The organism is Stenotrophomonas sp. FSL W7-1447, assembly GCF_037966425.1.
GTDB lineage: Bacteria > Pseudomonadota > Gammaproteobacteria > Xanthomonadales > Xanthomonadaceae > Stenotrophomonas > Stenotrophomonas pavanii.
The window spans coordinates 4,162,827-4,178,550 of record NZ_CP150199.1 but is presented as its reverse complement, the minus strand read 5'-3'; the positions used below and the strand labels follow the sequence as shown (position 1 = coordinate 4,178,550).

Here is a 15,724-nt window from a genome sequence, read left to right as displayed (position 1 = left end):
GATCGCGATGCTGGCCCTGGCCAGCTTGCTGCTGGCGACCCTGGTCAGCGTGGCGGTGGTCGGCTGGATGCCCCGTCCCGCGCCACCGCCGATGCGGCTGGACCAGGCCATGCAGGTGCTGCGCGGCGAACGGGAGGCCGCGCCGCTGGGCCTGCATCTGGCCCGCCAGGACGGGCCCCCGCAGGGCAGCGCCAGCGGCTGGCTCACGCAGTTGGCGGCGTTGCAGATGGGACTGCCGGCAAAGGACGTGCGCTGGGTCTGGAGCGGGCAGGGCAAGGCGCCCGACGTGCAGGTCATCGAGGGCGGCGCGGTGCTCGATGCGACCGCTCGGGCCGGTGTGCTGAAGGCGCAGTCGGCGGTATTGACCGCCATGCAGTGGCCGCCGTTCGAACTGGGCGTGCGCCAGGCCGATGGACGTTGGCAGGTGGTCGGCAGCGATCACAGCGATCTGGCCGCCTGGCGCCGGCAGGTGATGCTCGCGCTGTTGGGCGGCGCGGTATTGCTGGCGCCGCTGGCGGCATGGGCGTCGATCCGGCTGGGGCGGCCGCTGCGCCGCCTGGCCGAAGCCAGTGCGCGTGCCGACCTGCAGGCCGAAGTGCCGTTGCCCGATGATGGCCCACGCGAAGTACAGGTGCTGGCCGCCGCGATCAGCACCGGTCGCCAACGCCTGCGCGCGCAGGCGCAGGAGATGACCCACATGCTGGCAGCAGTGGCGCACGACCTGCGCACACCCCTGACCGGTCTGCGCCTGCGCGCCGAGTTCGCGCCCGCGCCCCAGGCGGCGCGGATGGTGGCGGACATCGAGCGCATGGACGCGATGATCGAGCAGGTGCTCGACTACGCACGTGGCGAACTGCAGCCGCCGCAGATGCGCGCGCTGGATCTGGCGGCCCTGCTCGAGGACTGCGTGCAGGCGGCGCTGCTGCGCGGGGGGGACATCGTGCTGCAGGGCCCGGACACGTTGCCGTGGTACGGCGATGCACTGCTGCTGCGGCGCGCGGTCGACAATCTCATCGACAACGCCGCGCGCTACGCGGGGGCCGTGGAGCTGCAGGTGGCCCTGGCCGGCCAGGACGTGCAGCTGGATGTGATGGACCGTGGCCCCGGCATCGCCGAGGCCGACCGTGCACGCCTGCTGCAACCCTTCCAGCGCAGCGAAAGCTCGCGCAGCCGCGCCACCGGCGGGGCCGGGCTGGGGCTGGCCGTGGCCGCCAACGTGGCCAGGCGACATGCCGGCCAACTGCAGCTGCTGCACCGTGAGGGCGGTGGGCTGATCGCACGCCTGCTGCTGGGAAGCACTGGCTGAAATTCAGATCCGATTTGCCTGGCTCAGCCATCCTGCAATATAGTTAGGTGCCTAACCATATCTGGGCGCCAGATGATCGAAGCCAAGCACCGCGCTCTTCTGGCAGAAGCGCAGCGACGCGGCCACGCCAACATCGCGCCGCTGCACCTGTGCTTCCAGCTGCTCTCGTTGTCCTCGTCGATCGATCGCGACTGCGCCGCGCGCCTGGCACCGCATGGGCTCAGCGAGGGCCGCTTCATCGTGCTGTTCCTGTTGCACGGGGCCGGTGGCGCACTGCCGCCGCACCTGCTGGCCGAGCATGCCGGCGTGACCCGCGCCACCATCAGCGGCCTGCTCGATGGCCTGCAGCGTGAAGGCCTGCTGCAGCGTCGCAGCGATGACGGGGATGGCCGCCGTGTGCAGATCGTGTTGACTGCACCGGGAAAGCGCTTGGCCGAATCGCTGTTCGAGCAGCACACGCACTGGATCAGCGGCCTGTTCAACGGCCTGGACGCGGGTGAACAGCAGCAGCTGTCGCAGCTGCTGCACAAGGTCTGGCAGCACACGGACACTGGGCGGGAATCCGCAGCATGAGCACGCCCGTTCCTGCGCAAAGGCTGCGTGCACTCAACAGTGGCAGCGCCGCTGCCACCCATCTGGCCGAATGCCTGGCCGTGGATTTCACCGCGCTGCTGCAGGTGGTGGCGCCAGCCCTTGAGCCGGAAGCGCTGCAATGCATGCGTGATGCCTCAGGCAAGGGCATCACCCAGCGCATGGCGCTGGCGGCGCGGTTGCTGCACGAAGCCGGGCAGGGGGATCCTGCGCGTTGGCAGGCGCATGTCTCAGACACGGTGCGCGGCTGGGCCTGCTACCTGATCGGCAGCGATGCCGGCGCGACGCTGCCGGCCAAGCTGCAGGCGATGCGTCCGCTGGCTGACGACCCGCACTTCGGCGTGCGCGAATGGGCGTGGCTGGCGCTGCGTGCCGACATTGTTACCGCCCCCCTGCAGGCGCTGGAGTACCTGCAGCCATGGACGCAGGAAGCATCGCCGTACCTGCGCCGCTTCGCCTGCGAAGCGCTGCGCCCGCGCGGCGTATGGGCCACGCATATCGCGCTGTTCAAGCGGCACCCGGAACATGCATTGCCGCTGCTGGAAGCACTGGCCAACGACCCGGAGCGCTACGTACAGGACTCCGTGGGCAACTGGCTCAACGACGCCGGCAAGACGCAGCCGCAGTGGCTGCGTGCGGTGTGCGCGCGCTGGCAGTACGAACACCACAGCGACGCCAATGCCTACATCCGCAAGCGTGCACTGCGCTCGCTCCGGTAGTGCCGGCCGCTGGTAAGCACCCCCCGGACCTTCAAGGAACAAGCAGCATGTCGCACACCTTCATCGAGCGCTATACCGCCACCCCCGCCTGCACCCCGGACGCGCATGGCACATGCGCCGGTCACCCGGACGCGGTAAACAGGACATTGCCCATGTCCACCCGCAGGGAAGTTGATCATGCAGAGCACGCTCCAGGTCACGCTGTTCGGCCCGCTTGGCGACAGCCCGGCATTGCAGTTGCCGGGGCTGGAAGGGCCGTCGGTGGCCATCCCGGAAGCGACCCTGCGGCGGTTGGTCTCCGATCTCTATACAACGCGCTCCCTGCTCAACCCCGAGCAGCTGGATGAGGCCCGGCAGGAGCTGGACCGCGTGCTGGAGCGCTGGGCGGACATCCACGAAGGCCTGCTGCTGGACGTGGAAGTGCATGGCAAATGACCGACATTGCGTGGCTGGCGCCACGGAGGCAGCGCTGGAGCGCACCTCGCTGAACCACGTCCCCAGTTGCGGATGAAACATTTTGCACTGCGCAAAAGCTGTGCTATCAATAGATCCCATGAACGCAGCCGCTACCCGCTTTTACTGGTATTACTTTCCGAAGCCACTGGCGGAGGAAGGACTGCGCTCACCCTGAAGAAAGCTTCAGACGCATTCCCGAAAGCCGCCAGCGAACCTGGCGGCTTTTTTCATGTCGCCACGCTGGGGACCCCCAACGTTCCGGAGATCTCCCCCAATGCCCCCGCACACCGACGACCTGCGTATCCGCACCATCGAACCGCTGACACCGCCCGCCCAGCTGCTGGCGATGCTGCCCTGTGACGATGAAGCCTCCGACACCGTCAGCGCCTCGCGCGCGGCCTTGCACCAGATCCTGCACGGCCGTGACGACCGCCTGGCCGTGGTGGTGGGCCCGTGCTCGATCCATGATCCCAACGCCGCCATCGAGTACGCCCAGCGCCTCAAGCCGCTGCGCGATGCACTGGCCGGCGAACTGGAAATCGTCATGCGCGTCTACTTCGAGAAGCCGCGCACCACGGTGGGCTGGAAGGGTCTGATCAACGATCCGGACCTGGACGGCAGCTTCAGGATCGACAAGGGCCTGCGCATCGCCCGCGGCCTGCTGCGCGACATCAACAAGCTCGGCCTGCCGGCCGGTGTCGAGTTCCTCGACGTGATCTCGCCGCAGTACATCGCCGACCTGGTGGCGTGGGGCGCGATTGGCGCGCGTACCACCGAAAGCCAGGTGCATCGTGAGCTTGCCTCGGGGCTGTCGTGCCCGGTCGGCTTCAAGAACGGCACCGATGGCAACGTCAAGATCGCCGCTGACGCGGTGGGGGCGGCGTCCAATCCGCATCACTTCCTGTCGGTCACCAAGCAGGGCGGCACCGCCATCGTGTCGACCACCGGCAACCCGGATTGCCACGTGATCCTGCGCGGCGGCAAGCAGCCGAACTATGACGCAGGCAGCGTCGGCGAGGCCTGCCAGGTGCTGGCCAAAGCCAAGCTGCCGACCCGGCTGATGATCGATGCCAGCCATGCCAACAGCCTGAAGAACCCGGAAAACCAGCCGAAGGTGATCGACGACATCGCCGCTCAGCTGGAAGAGGGCGAACAGCGCATCGTCGGCGTGATGATCGAGAGCCATCTGGTCGGTGGCCGCCAGGAACTGGTGGAAGGCCAGCCGCTGGTCTACGGGCAGAGCATCACCGATGGCTGCATCGACTGGGATACCACGGTGACGGTGCTGGAGCGACTGGCTGCTGCCGTGCGCGCCCGTCGTGACGTAAAGGTGTCCGAAGCGGCCTGATGGAAGCCGCCTGAGCGCGGCACGTGTGTGGATGGCGGCCAGCGCCTGCGGGGGTGCGGCCGCGATCAGGGCCGGTCGGAGTTGGAGACCGGCCCGTCTGCACCGGCGATGCGCCTGGCGCTGCGCATGAGCGACAGCGCCAGGTCCATCGCCGGGGTGGTGCGGGTCCCGGCGAACACGATCCTCAATGCACTTCGTCGTGGTACACGAACTTCGGCATTTCCCAGCGGTAGTGGATGGCCAGCAGGCGCAGCGCGAAGCCGCCGCCCAGGCAACACAGGATCGCGGTGGCGTCGGCCACGCTCCAGTGCAGCAGCAGCAGGTAAGCGGCGCCGGTCAGCAGCGCGATGATCGCGTACAGCTCCTTCTGGAAGATCAGCGGCACTTCGTTGCAGAGGATGTCGCGCAGCACGCCGCCGAACGCGCCGGTCAGCATGCCGGCGATCAGCACGATCGGCATCGCATGGCCGGCTTCGCGCGCGATCGAGCAGCCGATCAGGGTGAAGGCGATCAGGCCCAGTCCGTCGAGCACCAGGAACGTGCGGCGGAAGTGGTGCATCCAGCGCGCCACCCAGGTGGCGATCAGCGCCGCGCATACGGTGAAGCCCAGGTACTCCGGATGCTTCACCCAGCCCAGCGGGTAGTGGCCGAGCAGGATGTCGCGCAGGGATCCACCACCGAGGGCGGTGACGCAGGCGATCATGACCACGCCGAACAGGTCCATGCGGCGGCGGCCGGCGGACAGTGCGCCGGTCATGGCTTCGGCGGAAATGGCAATCAGGTAGATGATGGACAGCAGCATGGGACAGGCTCCGGTCGCGGTGGGGCCGGCCATGCGCGACGACCGCCACTGCCTGCGCAATGACGGGATGACGATGACCGGTGCCGCTCCCGCTGTCCTTTTGCCTGAGAGTTCAGCGGCATGGGCCGCGTGCCCCTTCGGCGGATCGTCCCGGGCGTGCCCGGTGACCTCTCTCCAGCTCGGCGAGTCGAATGCATGGTTGGTGGGATTCCAGCCCACCGGCCTGAGCGATCATGGGAGCCTGCGCCTTCGGCGGGCGCCAGCGCGGCGCCTCTCTCCTGCATTCGGCGGCCAGTATATCCGCTGCAGTGCAGCACGGCATAATCCAGGGCATGGCCCCGTCCGTCCGCCCGTGGTTCCTGTACCTGCTTGAATGCCGCGATGGCAGCTACTACGCCGGCATCAGCACGGACGTGGACGCGCGTTTCGCCGCCCACCAGGCCGGCAAGGGCGCGCGCTACACGCGGGCACGGCCACCGCTGCGCGTGCTGGCCGTGCGCGAATACCCGGACCGGGCCGCCGCCTCACGCGCCGAGTGGCAGCTCAAGCAGCAGCCCCGCGAGCGCAAGCTGGCCTGGCTGCAGGAACCGGTCGAGACGCTTCTGTAGATCCACGCCCTGCGTGGATGGGCTACCCGGCCCATGCGATGATCACCCCGCGCCCAGAGCTGGAGACCCGGATGTCCATGATCGCCCTGCTGTTCGCTCTTTCCGCAGCAACGAGCCCTGCCGCCGACCCGGCCACCCTCGCGGCTATCGAAGCCACCTGCCACGACTACGTCGATGGCCAGCTGGAGGCCGACCCGCAGCGGGTCGCCCGCTCCCTGCATCCGGACCTGGCCAAGCGCGCGGTCCTCGGCGATACATCTGACGAACGCCTCGGCCTGCGCCGGATGTCGAAGGAAGAACTGGTCTCGTTGACGAAGCAGGGCGCGTTGAAGACGCCGAAGGATCAATGGGACCGCCGCTGCACGGTGCTGGACGTGACCGGCAACGCCGCCTCGGTGCGATTGGAGACGCCGTGGTTTGTCGACTACTTCCACATGGGGCGCTTCGGCCAGCGCTGGGTCATCGTCAACGCGCTGTGGTACCCGAAACCGAAGGCGCAGTGAGCGATGCGTGCCGCCGGCAACGCATGGATCTCCGTCGTCGTGCTGGTCGCCGGTATCGCGCTGCTGCCTGGCCTGCTGTATCTGCTAGGGCTGGCATTGGTGGACGGTCGGCCGAAGCCGGCGGACCGCGTGCCCAGTGGTGTGGCCGCATGCAGCGGTGAACCACGGGCGGGATACCAGCCGATGAATCCCTGGCACTTCACTGCCCAGTTCTTCGACAAGGACGGAATGAAGAAGAAGGTGCCTGAAGTGGAGCGGGAGGCCTTCTGGATTGCCCGGCGCCACCTGTGGCGGCAACCACAGCGCGGCATGCTGCGCTGGCATCTCAGCAGTACCGCATTGACGATCTGGATCACCCGCCATTGGAGTACCGCGCAGATTGCCGATACTGCGAGAAAGGAGGATTTCTGCCGGACCTGGTCGAAACGGCGGGTCCCCGGTGGCCCGATGAGCAAGTAGAGCCTAGAGCCACGCCATGCGTGGAGGGTGTTGACGGGGTCAGTGCCCTTTCCTGCGGAAAGGGAACCGACCGCGCAGCAGCCGGCCAGCGGCCGGCACTACCGTCGGGGGCGACGGTCTTCCTGGTCATCACCGAAGATGATGCGCGCACTGCGCTGGTAGCTCCAGTACGCCACGGCCCAGTTCAGCAGCACCACGATGCGGTTGCGGAAGCCGATCAGGAAGAACACGTGCGCGGCCAGCCAGAACCACCAGGCCAATACGCCGGAAAGCTGCAGCCGGCCCAGGTGCACGATCGCGGCCATGCGGCCGATGGTGGCCAGGTTGCCGTAGTCGGCGTACTTGAACGGGCCGGGCTCGGGCGTGCCGTGCAGGCGTGCGCGGACCACCTCGGCCACGTACTTGCCCATCTGCTTGGCGGCGGGTGCCACGCCGGGTACTGGCTTGCCGTCGGCCTGGCTCAGTGCGGCCAGGTCGCCGGCCACGAACAGCTCCGGGTGATCGGGCAGGGTCAGGTCCGGTTGCACCTGCACGCGCCCGGCGCGATCCAGTGGCACGTCCAGCGTGCGCGCCAGCGGTGAAGCGGCCACACCGGCGGCCCAGACCACGGTGCGCGCCGGCACGAACTGGTCACCGAGCGTGAAACCCTGGCTGTCGATGTTGCTCACCGGGGTCCCGGTCAGCACTTCCACGCCCAGCTTTTCCAGCTGCCGGCGCGCCTTCAGCGACAGCACTTCCGGGAACGAGGACAGCACGCGTGGGCCGGCCTCGACCAGCCGCACCTTGGCACTGGCCGGGTCGATGTGGCGGAACTCGTTGCGCAGCGTGTGGCGCGCGATCTCGGCCAGCGTGCCGGCCAGTTCGACGCCGGTGGGACCACCACCGACGATGGCGAAACTCAGCCACGCCGCCTTCTTCGCCGGGTCCGGCTCGGCCTCGGCACGCTCGAACGCCAGCAGCAGCTTGCGGCGCAGTGCGATGGCATCGTCCAGCGTCTTCAGCCCGGGCGCATCGTCGGCCCAGTGGTCATTGCCGAAGTAGGCGTGGGTGGCGCCGGTGGCCAGCAGCAGGCTGTCGTAGTCCAGCGCGCTGCCATCGGCCATGCGGATCTGCCGGGCCTGCTTGTCGATGGCCACCACTTCGCCCAGGCGGACTTCCACATTGCGCTGGTGGCCGAGGATGTGGCGCAGGGGTGCAGCGATATCCGGTGCGGACAGGCCGGCGGTGGCCACCTGGTACAGCAGCGGCTGGAACAGGTGATGGTTGCGGCGGTCGACCAGGGTGATGCGTATGCGTTCGCGGGCCAGGGCACGGGTGGCCCAGAGACCGGCAAAACCGCCGCCGACAACGACCAGGTGGGGAACGCGCTCGCGACTCATCGACTCACTCCAGTGGGGGCATTGGGGGAAGCGCCTGGCATCTTCGCACGGCGGCCACCTGTCACGTCAGCGACCGCCCGGATCGGCGATACTCGGGTTCAGGCAACGGCCCGTGAGGAGCCCATGAGCGAACCGGAAAAGCGCATCGCCCTGTTGATCGACGCCGACAACGCGCCGGCCTCGAAGATCGACGAGGTCCTGGCCGAAGTCGCGCGCTACGGCGTGGCCAACGTGCGCCGCGCCTATGGCAACTGGAAAAGCCCGCGACTGAAGGGGTGGGAAGCGGTACTGCATGAGTATGCGATCCGGCCCATCCAGCAGTTCGCCTACAGCAAGGGCAAGAATGCCTCGGATATGGCGATGGTGATCGATGCCATGGACCTGCTGTACGCGCGCAACCTTGATGGCTTCGCCATCGTCTCCAGCGATGCCGATTTCACCCCGATGGTGATGCGCCTGCTGACCGATGGCGTGAAGGTGTATGGCTTCGGCGAAAAGAAAACGCCCGAACCCTTCGTCAACGCATGCTCGAAGTTCACCTACCTGGAAGCGCTGGGCCAGACCCACGCCAGTGTGCCGGATGCCGAGCAGGCATCGAGCGAACAGGCATCCAACGAGCCCGTCGCCAATGACGATGCACGCCCGCGCAAAAGCGGTGCGGAGATGCGCAGCGACACGCGGCTGGTGAAGATGCTGCGCCGCGCGGTGTCTGCGGCCGAGGGCGAGGATGGCTGGTCGCACCTGGGGCCGGTCGGCAGCCAGATCGGCAACCAGGCCTCGTTCGATCCGCGCAATTATGGCTACGGCAAGCTCAGCGACCTGCTGGCGGCCATCGGCCTGTTCGAGCTGAAGAAGGATGGCAAGTCGTCCTACGTACGCGCGCTGCCGAAAAAGAACCGGTAGTGCCGGCAAGAGAACCGGTAGTGCCGGCCGCTGGCCGGCATGCTGCAGATGCCAGATCCCGCACCCGGCACGCACATCACCCACCGATCAGGCGTATCGTTGCCGCTCGCATTGCCAGCAAGGAAAACCCGCATGTTGAAGATCTGGGGCCGTCGCAATTCCAGCAACGTCCGCAAGGTGCTGTGGTGTGCCGAGGAGATCGGCCTGCCGTACGAATCCATCGAAGTCGGCGGCAGCCACGGCGGCACGCAGACGCCGGAGTACCAGGCGATGAATCCCAACGGCCTGGTGCCGGTGATCGAGGACCACGGCCTGCCGCTGTGGGAATCGAACACCATCGTGCGTTACCTGAGCGCGCGCTATGCGCTGGGCACGCTGTACGCCGAGGACCCGATGGAGCGCGCGCAGGCCGAAAAGTGGATGGACTGGAGCACCTCGCGGATGGCACCGCTGTACAGCGACCTGGTCTGGGGCATCATGCGCACCGCGCCGGCCGACCGTGACGAAGCGCGCATCAACGCGGCCATCGTCCGTGCCGGTGACTACCTGGCGATGGCCGATGCCACCCTGGCCACGCAGCCATGGCTGTCGGGCGGGACGTTCGCGATGGGCGACATTCCGCTCGGCTCGCTGGTGTACGCCTGGTATGAACTGCCGATCCAGCGCCCGGACCTGCCGCACCTGGCCGAGTGGTATGCGCGCCTGCGCGAGCGACCGGCTTACCAGCGCGGCGTGATGTCGCCGCTGACGTAAGCGAAGGCGTTCGGGGTCAGAGCCCTTTCCTGCGAAAAGGGATCCGGCCCCGATAACCAAGGGGCTCTGACCCCTCAATACAGATCGGTCGGATCCACATCCAGCGACCAGCGCACCTTGCGGGCTTCCGGCAGCGCGTACAGCTGCGGTACCAGTTGCGAAAGCACGCCATGCAGGGGCGGTCGCTGCAGGGCCGACAGCAGCAGCTGCGTGCGCTGGTACCCGGCGCGGCGTGGCATCGGTGCGGGCATCGGCCCGTAGGCCTCGACCACGTCCTGTTCGCCCAGCAGCTGCCGCGCGGCCAGCAGGAATGCGTTGGCGTGCTCGACCTGCTGCGCTTCAGCACGCATCAGCGCCAGATGCGCGAATGGCGGGAACCCGGCCGCCTGGCGCTGGTTCAACTCGGCCTGCGCAAACGGGTGGTAGCCACCGCTGACCAGGGTTTCCAGCAGTGGATGCCCGGGGTGATGGGTCTGCAGCCAGACCTCGCCGGGATCACGTGCACGCCCGGCGCGACCGGCCACCTGGATCAGCTGCTGGGCGAGTTTCTCGCTGGCGCGGAAATCGGCCGAGAACAGTCCTTCGTCGATGCCCACCACCACCACCAGGGTCAGCTTGGGCAGGTCGTGGCCCTTGGCCAGGATCTGCGTGCCGACCAGGATGCCGGGTTGGTCGCCCAGTTTTGCCAGCTGCTGTTCCAGCGCGTCGCGTCGCGAGGTGGTGCCGCGGTCGATGCGCACCACCGGGAAGTCGGCGAAGGCGACGGTGAGGTGCTCTTCCAGGCGTTCGGTACCGATGCCCTGCGGCTGCAGCGCCAGGCTGCCGCAGGCCGGGCACGCCAGCGGTGCCGGCTGCCGCGCGCCGCAGTGGTGGCATTGCAGGCGCCGGCCCCCGCCATGCACGGTCATCGGCGCGTCGCAGCGCTGGCACGGCGCAGTCCAGCCGCAGTCATGGCACAGCAGCACCGGCGCGTAGCCGCGGCGGTTCTTGAACACCAGCACCTGCTGGCCACGCTGTAGGTGCTCGCCGATGCCGGCCAGCACATCGGCCGAGAGGCCGTCATGCAGCGGCCGCTTGCGTACATCGAGGATACGCACGCGCGGTGGCCGCGCATCGCCGGCACGCTGCTTCAGGCGCAGGTGGGTGTAGCGGCCTGCATAGGCGTTGTGCAGGGTTTCCAGCGAGGGCGTGGCGCTGCCGAGCAGTACCGGAATGCCCAGCGCCTTGGCCCGGACCAGGGCGAAATCGCGCGCGTGGTAGCGGATGCCATCCTGCTGCTTGTAGCTGCCGTCGTGTTCCTCGTCGACGATCAACAGGCCGGCCTGCGGCAACGGCGTGAACACCGCCGAGCGGGTGCCGACGATGACCCGCGCTTCGCCGCGAGAGGCCGCTGCCCAGACGCGCGCGCGCTCGTTGTCGTTCAAGCCCGAATGCAGCGCATGCACCGCAATGCCGAGGCGACCACGGAAGCGCGCCAGGGTCTGTGGGGTGAGGCCGATTTCCGGTACCAGCACCAGCGCCTGCCTGCCGTGCGCCAGGCAATGGATGATCGCCTGCAGGTAGACCTCGGTCTTGCCGCTGCCGGTCACGCCATCGAGCAGGAACGGCTGGAAGCCTTCGGCGGCGGTGATCGCGGCCACGGCGGCGGCCTGGTCCGGGTTGAGGGTAGGGCCCGGCAGCGGCTGCGCGTGTTGGGGCGCTACTGCCAGCGCGACGCGCTCGGCCAGGGCGCGCTTGGCCAGGCTGCGTGCGGCAGTGCGCCAATCCTCCATGCGTTCGCCCAGCACGTCTTCATCGACGATGGCGTCGGCCAGCAGTTCGGCCAATTGCCGCGGCCGGCTGCCGGCGCGCAGCGTCGCACGCTGGGCATGGCCCTCGGCTGTCAGCTGCCAGCCCCAATGGTGGGTGTCGGGGAGGGCCTCACCATGCCGCAGCGGACCGGGCAGGGCGGTGCTGACGACCTCGCCCAGCGGCGCGTGGGTGTAGCGCGCCAGCCATTGCAGGCTTTGCCACAGCTCGCCCTGCAGCAACGGCTGCGGGTCGCACCACGCCAGGGCCTGGCGCAGCCCCTGCCCGTCGTCCGTCTGGCCGTGGCCGGTCACGACACCGACCAGCTCCCGGTTGCCGAACGGCACTTTCAGGCGGCAGCCGACCGCAATCGCAGGGCCATCGCCTTCCGGTGGCAGGTAGTCGAACAGGCGCGGTAGCGGGACGGGCAGGGCGACCTGCAGGGTCGGAATCGGTGAAAGCATCGGGCCAGTGTACCGGGCCATGCGCGCGCGGATGGCAGCGGACGGGGCGACCGGACGGCGTCCGTTGAATCATAAATGTCACCTAAATATCGGTGTCCATTGGAGATTCAGTCTTATCCACATGTTCTGTGGATAACGTTGTGCGTTACCGGCCAGCGGACGCGCAGGAGGCTGATGGCGACGGCCTCACGCTCGGGTTGGTCAAAAAATCGCCACACGGCAAAAACAATCAAAATCAACAGCTTATGTGTGAAACAAAGCTGAAACAGAGTGAATTCAGGCGGATGCCGCAGTTTTCCCCGAAACCCGCGTGGTGCTGTGCACAACCTGCAGCACGAAGTGCCGGTGGGCGCAAGTCCTACGGGCGTCGATTGCCTGCCGCTATCATGCCGGAAGACCTCTGGAGTGACCGATGACGGCTGTGCCCGCCCCTGTTTCCTCGACCGCGGCCGGCGCGCTGTCGGCGTTCCTGCGCGGCGTCGAGCGCCGCGCCCTGGTGGTGGCTGAACTGCAGTGCGGCGACGCCGCCCGTGCCGAGCAGACGCTGGTCGCGGTGATGCGCGCGTTCGCGGCCGTTGCCAGCGACCTGCCGATGGCGCAGTGGCCGACCCGCTTCTGGACCCTGCTGGGGCAACGCCAGGCACTGCGCGAGCCGGTGGGCGGGCAGTGGGCCGCGCCGTTGGCCGCGCTGGGCGGAATGGCGCCGCTGCCGCGCCTGGCGCTGCTGCTGCGGGTGGGCGGCAGCCTCGACGAAGGCATTGCCATGCGCGTGCTCGACCAGGACGAGGCCGGCTACCAGCACCTGCTGGCCGACGCGTGCCCGCGTGATGCCCATGGCCAGCCCGACGCCGCGGCCTGGCGCCAGCTGGCCGAGCAGGTGCAGGCGCGTATCCGTGAACTGCCGGCCACGCGCCTGCAGCAGCTCCAGCAGCCGGCCGCACCCGTCGCGCACAACGAGGCGCCCACGTCCAGCTGGCGCGCTCCCCAGCGCGACGAGCGGGCCACCGCCCACGCCAACGCCAAGCGCCGTCGGGCGAGTGCCAAGCCGCGCTGGCGCGGTCCGCTGATCCTGCTGGCGACCGTGGCAGTGCTGCTGGCCGCGGCGCTGGGGTGGCGCTACCTGCAGGGGCATTCCATCGGCAGTGATGCGCCGCTGCCGGAGGGCGTCGTGGGCGAAGCCGGTCCGGTGACCGTGGAAGCGCTGCCGCCGAGCAAGGTCAATGCCACGCCGGACGCGACCCACGCCCAAGCCCATGACGACGCAGTGATGCTGGCCGATCGTGACTACCCGCTGGTCGCCGATGCCGATCTATATGCGTGGACCGCCGCCGGCGGTCCGCTGCCGGTGGACGAATCGCAGTCCAGGCCAAGCCGGCCGGAGCCGGCCAGTGCCGCGCTGGAAACCGCTGCCGCCGATGAATAAGTCCATGTTCGCCAGCCTGCTGCTGGCCCTGCCGCTGTCCCTGTCCGCCGCACCGCAGTCGTTGAGCGTGCCGTTGCCGCCACCGGTTCCGGGCAGTTCGCCGGCCACGCCGGCGTCGGCCGCTGCCACTCCAGCCCCTGCGGAGTTCGCCCAGCTGGATGCGCAGCAGCAGCGCCAGCGCCGCGCCGACTACGCCGCCTGGCGCGCATTGCCGGAAGCCGAGCGCGAGCGCATCCGCCAGGCCGCCGCGCGCTTCAATGCGCTGCCGGCCGATCAACAGCAGCGCATGCGCCAGCAGTTCCAGGCACAGGACCAGGCGTTCCGCGACGGGTGGCGACTGGGCCCGCAGCTGGGCCTGGAGTTCCCCAAGCTGCACGGACTGTTCGGATTCGTGCCGCCGGAGCAACGCGAGTCGGCGCTGGCCGTGCTGCGCCAACTCAGCCCGGCGCAGCTGGCCCAGCTGACCCTGGTCGCGCAGCGCACGCCGCCGCAGGAACGCGATGCGGTACGCAGCGCCTTCCTCGCCGTACCCGCCGCCGAACGCGACAGCTGGCTCAAGCGCCAGGCCGGCCAGTAGAAAAAGGGGACGGAGGGGATTAAGTCGTATCAGGCCAGTCAGTGCCGAATGCGACTTAATCCCCTCCGTCCCCTTTTTGCTTGGGGCAGCCGCAACCCGGCATTCACGCCATGTCATGGGAATGCACGCGCTGCCCGCGTAAGATGGGCGCCCGCAACCCGGTGCCTGTGCCCTTCGCGCGCAACCGCAGTTCGCGTCAAGCACCTTATGTCTACTGCAACCTCCACGCCGCGCTTCAGCAAGGAAGTCGGCGCCACCGGTCTGCTCGCCCTGCCGCTCGTGCTGGGCCATGTGTCCACCGGTCTGATCTCCTTCGTCGACAACGTGATTGCCGGCCACCACGCCACGGCCACCCTTGCCGCAGTCACCATCGGTACGGCGCTGCTGTGGCTGCCGATGCTGATTCCGATCGGCACCCTGATCTCGCTCACCGCCTCGGTGTCGCAGCTGCACGGCGCTGGCCGCGAGCGCGAGATCGGCCCGCTGTTCCGCCAGGCACTGTGGCTGGCGCTGGGGCTGGGGCTGATCATGTTCACCTTCCTCACCGTGGTGCCACCGCTGCTGCCGTCGTTCGGCATCGCGCCGGACATCGTGCCGGGGGCGACCGCGTTCCTGCACGCGGTGCGCTGGGGCGGGCCCGCGCTGACCCTGTACTTCTGCATGCGTTACCTGAGCGAAGGCATGTACTGGACGTTGCCGACCATGCTGCTCGGCTTCGGCGGCCTGCTGGTGCTGGCGCCGATGGGCTACGTGCTGGCCAACGGCAAGCTCGGTTTCCCGGAACTGGGTGCGGAAGGCCTGGGCATCGCTTCGGCGGTGATGATGTGGCTGCAGGCCACGGCGTTTGCCCTCTATCTGTGGCGCACCAAGCGCTTTGCCCACCTGCAGCTGTTCTCGCATTTCGAAGGGCCGCGCTGGAAGGCGATCTGGGAGCTGCTGCGCACCGGCCTGCCGATCGGCATCACCGTGCTGATGGAAGGTGGCTTGTTCATCGTCACCGCGTTGCTGATCGGTCGCCTGGGTGCCAATGAAGCGGCGGCGCACCAGATCGCGATCAACGTCGCGCAGCTGTGCTTCATGATTCCGATGGGCGTGGCCGAGGCCACCACCGTGCGCGTCGGCCATGCGGTCGGCCGTGGCGATGGCTTCGGCGTGCGACGCGCGGCCTGGGCCGGTTACGCGATCATCATGGGCACGCAGACGCTGTCGGCGGCGGTGCTGCTGTTCGGCCACGACGCCATCGTCGGCGTGTACACCAACGACCTGGCGGTGGCCGGGCTGGCCTCGACCCTGCTGCTGTACGCGGCCACCTTCCAGTTCCCGGACGGCATCCAGGTACTGTCGGCCGGTGCGCTGCGCGGCCTGAAGGACACCCGCGTGCCGATGTTCATCGCCATGTTCGCGTACTGGGGCCTGGGCATGCCGCTCGGCGCCGGGCTCGGCCTGGGGCTGGGCATGGGCCCGCAGGGCATGTGGATCGGCCTGATCGTCGGCCTGACTGCCGCTGCCATCCTGATGGGCTGGCGCCTGCGCCGCAGCAGCCTGCGCATCGGCCAGTCGATGTTGTCCTGATCGTCCCGCCCGCCTGCCCACCCATGGCGGGCGATCCCCTGACTTGTGTCCGATGCCGCATCACGCGGCACCG

At 68.4% G+C, this 15,724-nt stretch carries 17 protein-coding genes and 2 riboswitches; of the genes, 13 read left to right on the top strand and 4 right to left on the bottom strand.

The window, feature by feature from the left end:
• Positions 1–7: 7 nt before the first annotated feature.
• The 5 genes from NSQ78_RS19390 (at position 8) to NSQ78_RS19370 (ending at position 4,420) form a co-directional block, all read left to right on the top strand.
• Positions 8–1,306 (top strand): ATP-binding protein, encoded by a 1,299-nt coding sequence (locus NSQ78_RS19390; protein WP_064239361.1) that lies wholly within the window; start codon positions 8–10, stop codon positions 1,304–1,306.
• Between the two features lie 72 nt (positions 1,307–1,378).
• A complete protein-coding gene (locus tag NSQ78_RS19385; protein WP_064239360.1) occupies positions 1,379–1,879 on the top strand; it encodes a MarR family transcriptional regulator in 501 nt (166 codons plus the stop codon).
• A complete protein-coding gene (locus NSQ78_RS19380) occupies positions 1,876–2,616 on the top strand; it encodes a DNA alkylation repair protein (RefSeq protein WP_064239359.1) in 741 nt (246 codons plus the stop codon). The genes NSQ78_RS19385 and NSQ78_RS19380 overlap by 4 nt, the downstream gene beginning before the upstream one ends.
• 177 nt (positions 2,617–2,793) lie before the next feature.
• Positions 2,794–3,051 carry a hypothetical protein gene (locus NSQ78_RS19375; RefSeq protein ID WP_049470943.1) on the top strand — a complete coding sequence of 86 codons (258 nt, stop codon included), beginning with the start codon at positions 2,794–2,796 and terminating at the stop codon, positions 3,049–3,051.
• Positions 3,052–3,346: 295 nt separating this feature from the next.
• Positions 3,347–4,420 (top strand): 3-deoxy-7-phosphoheptulonate synthase, encoded by a 1,074-nt coding sequence (locus NSQ78_RS19370; RefSeq protein WP_049470944.1) that lies wholly within the window; start codon positions 3,347–3,349, stop codon positions 4,418–4,420.
• A 65-nt stretch (positions 4,421–4,485) separates the two neighbouring features.
• Here NSQ78_RS19370 and NSQ78_RS19365 read toward each other — a convergent pair whose 3' ends face one another.
• Both NSQ78_RS19365 and NSQ78_RS19360 read right to left on the bottom strand, forming a co-directional pair.
• Positions 4,486–4,608: a hypothetical protein gene (locus NSQ78_RS19365; RefSeq protein ID WP_262088878.1), complete on the bottom strand. Its 123-nt coding sequence runs from the start codon at positions 4,606–4,608 to the stop codon at positions 4,486–4,488.
• Positions 4,605–5,222, bottom strand: coding sequence for a trimeric intracellular cation channel family protein (locus NSQ78_RS19360; protein ID WP_064239358.1), 618 nt, complete (start codon positions 5,220–5,222; stop codon positions 4,605–4,607). Before NSQ78_RS19360 ends, NSQ78_RS19365 begins: the two co-directional genes overlap by 4 nt.
• An 84-nt stretch (positions 5,223–5,306) precedes the next feature.
• A riboswitch (glycine riboswitch) is annotated at positions 5,307–5,410 on the bottom strand.
• A 13-nt stretch (positions 5,411–5,423) separates the two neighbouring features.
• Positions 5,424–5,513: riboswitch (glycine riboswitch) on the bottom strand.
• A gap of 41 nt (positions 5,514–5,554) precedes the next feature.
• Here NSQ78_RS19360 and NSQ78_RS19355 point away from each other — a divergent pair.
• The 3 genes from NSQ78_RS19355 to NSQ78_RS19345 all read left to right on the top strand — a co-directional run bounded on the left by NSQ78_RS19355 (position 5,555) and on the right by NSQ78_RS19345 (position 6,792).
• Complete coding sequence (locus NSQ78_RS19355) at positions 5,555–5,830, top strand: GIY-YIG nuclease family protein (protein WP_053461526.1); 276 nt, start codon at positions 5,555–5,557, stop codon at positions 5,828–5,830.
• Between the two features lie 71 nt (positions 5,831–5,901).
• Complete coding sequence (locus NSQ78_RS19350) at positions 5,902–6,333, top strand: nuclear transport factor 2 family protein (protein WP_064239357.1); 432 nt, start codon at positions 5,902–5,904, stop codon at positions 6,331–6,333.
• A gap of 3 nt (positions 6,334–6,336) precedes the next feature.
• A complete protein-coding gene (locus NSQ78_RS19345; protein WP_057493859.1) occupies positions 6,337–6,792 on the top strand; it encodes a hypothetical protein in 456 nt (151 codons plus the stop codon).
• Between the two features lie 98 nt (positions 6,793–6,890).
• Here the strand turns inward: NSQ78_RS19345 and NSQ78_RS19340 are convergent, their stop codons facing one another.
• Positions 6,891–8,171: an NAD(P)/FAD-dependent oxidoreductase gene (locus NSQ78_RS19340; protein WP_308306454.1), complete on the bottom strand. Its 1,281-nt coding sequence runs from the start codon at positions 8,169–8,171 to the stop codon at positions 6,891–6,893.
• Between the two features lie 123 nt (positions 8,172–8,294).
• On the opposite strand from NSQ78_RS19340, the gene NSQ78_RS19335 reads away from it, so the two are divergent.
• Complete coding sequence (locus NSQ78_RS19335; protein WP_049470953.1) at positions 8,295–9,074, top strand: NYN domain-containing protein; 780 nt, start codon at positions 8,295–8,297, stop codon at positions 9,072–9,074.
• Between the two features lie 132 nt (positions 9,075–9,206).
• The gene (locus tag NSQ78_RS19330; protein ID WP_049470955.1) at positions 9,207–9,827 is read left to right on the top strand and encodes a glutathione S-transferase; all 621 of its coding nucleotides are present in this window, start codon (positions 9,207–9,209) and stop codon (positions 9,825–9,827) included.
• 74 nt (positions 9,828–9,901) lie between these two features.
• Here NSQ78_RS19330 and NSQ78_RS19325 read toward each other — a convergent pair whose 3' ends face one another.
• Complete coding sequence (locus NSQ78_RS19325; protein WP_064239355.1) at positions 9,902–12,079, bottom strand: primosomal protein N'; 2,178 nt, start codon at positions 12,077–12,079, stop codon at positions 9,902–9,904.
• 412 nt (positions 12,080–12,491) lie between these two features.
• Here NSQ78_RS19325 and NSQ78_RS19320 point away from each other — a divergent pair, with 412 nt between their 5' ends.
• The 3 genes from NSQ78_RS19320 to NSQ78_RS19310 all read left to right on the top strand — a co-directional run bounded on the left by NSQ78_RS19320 (position 12,492) and on the right by NSQ78_RS19310 (position 15,651).
• Positions 12,492–13,502, top strand: coding sequence for a hypothetical protein (locus NSQ78_RS19320; protein ID WP_064239354.1), 1,011 nt, complete (start codon positions 12,492–12,494; stop codon positions 13,500–13,502).
• Complete coding sequence (locus tag NSQ78_RS19315) at positions 13,495–14,079, top strand: DUF3106 domain-containing protein (RefSeq protein WP_049470960.1); 585 nt, start codon at positions 13,495–13,497, stop codon at positions 14,077–14,079. Before NSQ78_RS19320 ends, NSQ78_RS19315 begins: the two co-directional genes overlap by 8 nt.
• Before the next feature lie 207 nt (positions 14,080–14,286).
• A complete protein-coding gene (locus NSQ78_RS19310) occupies positions 14,287–15,651 on the top strand; it encodes an MATE family efflux transporter (RefSeq protein WP_064239353.1) in 1,365 nt (454 codons plus the stop codon).
• Positions 15,652–15,724 lie beyond the last annotated feature (73 nt).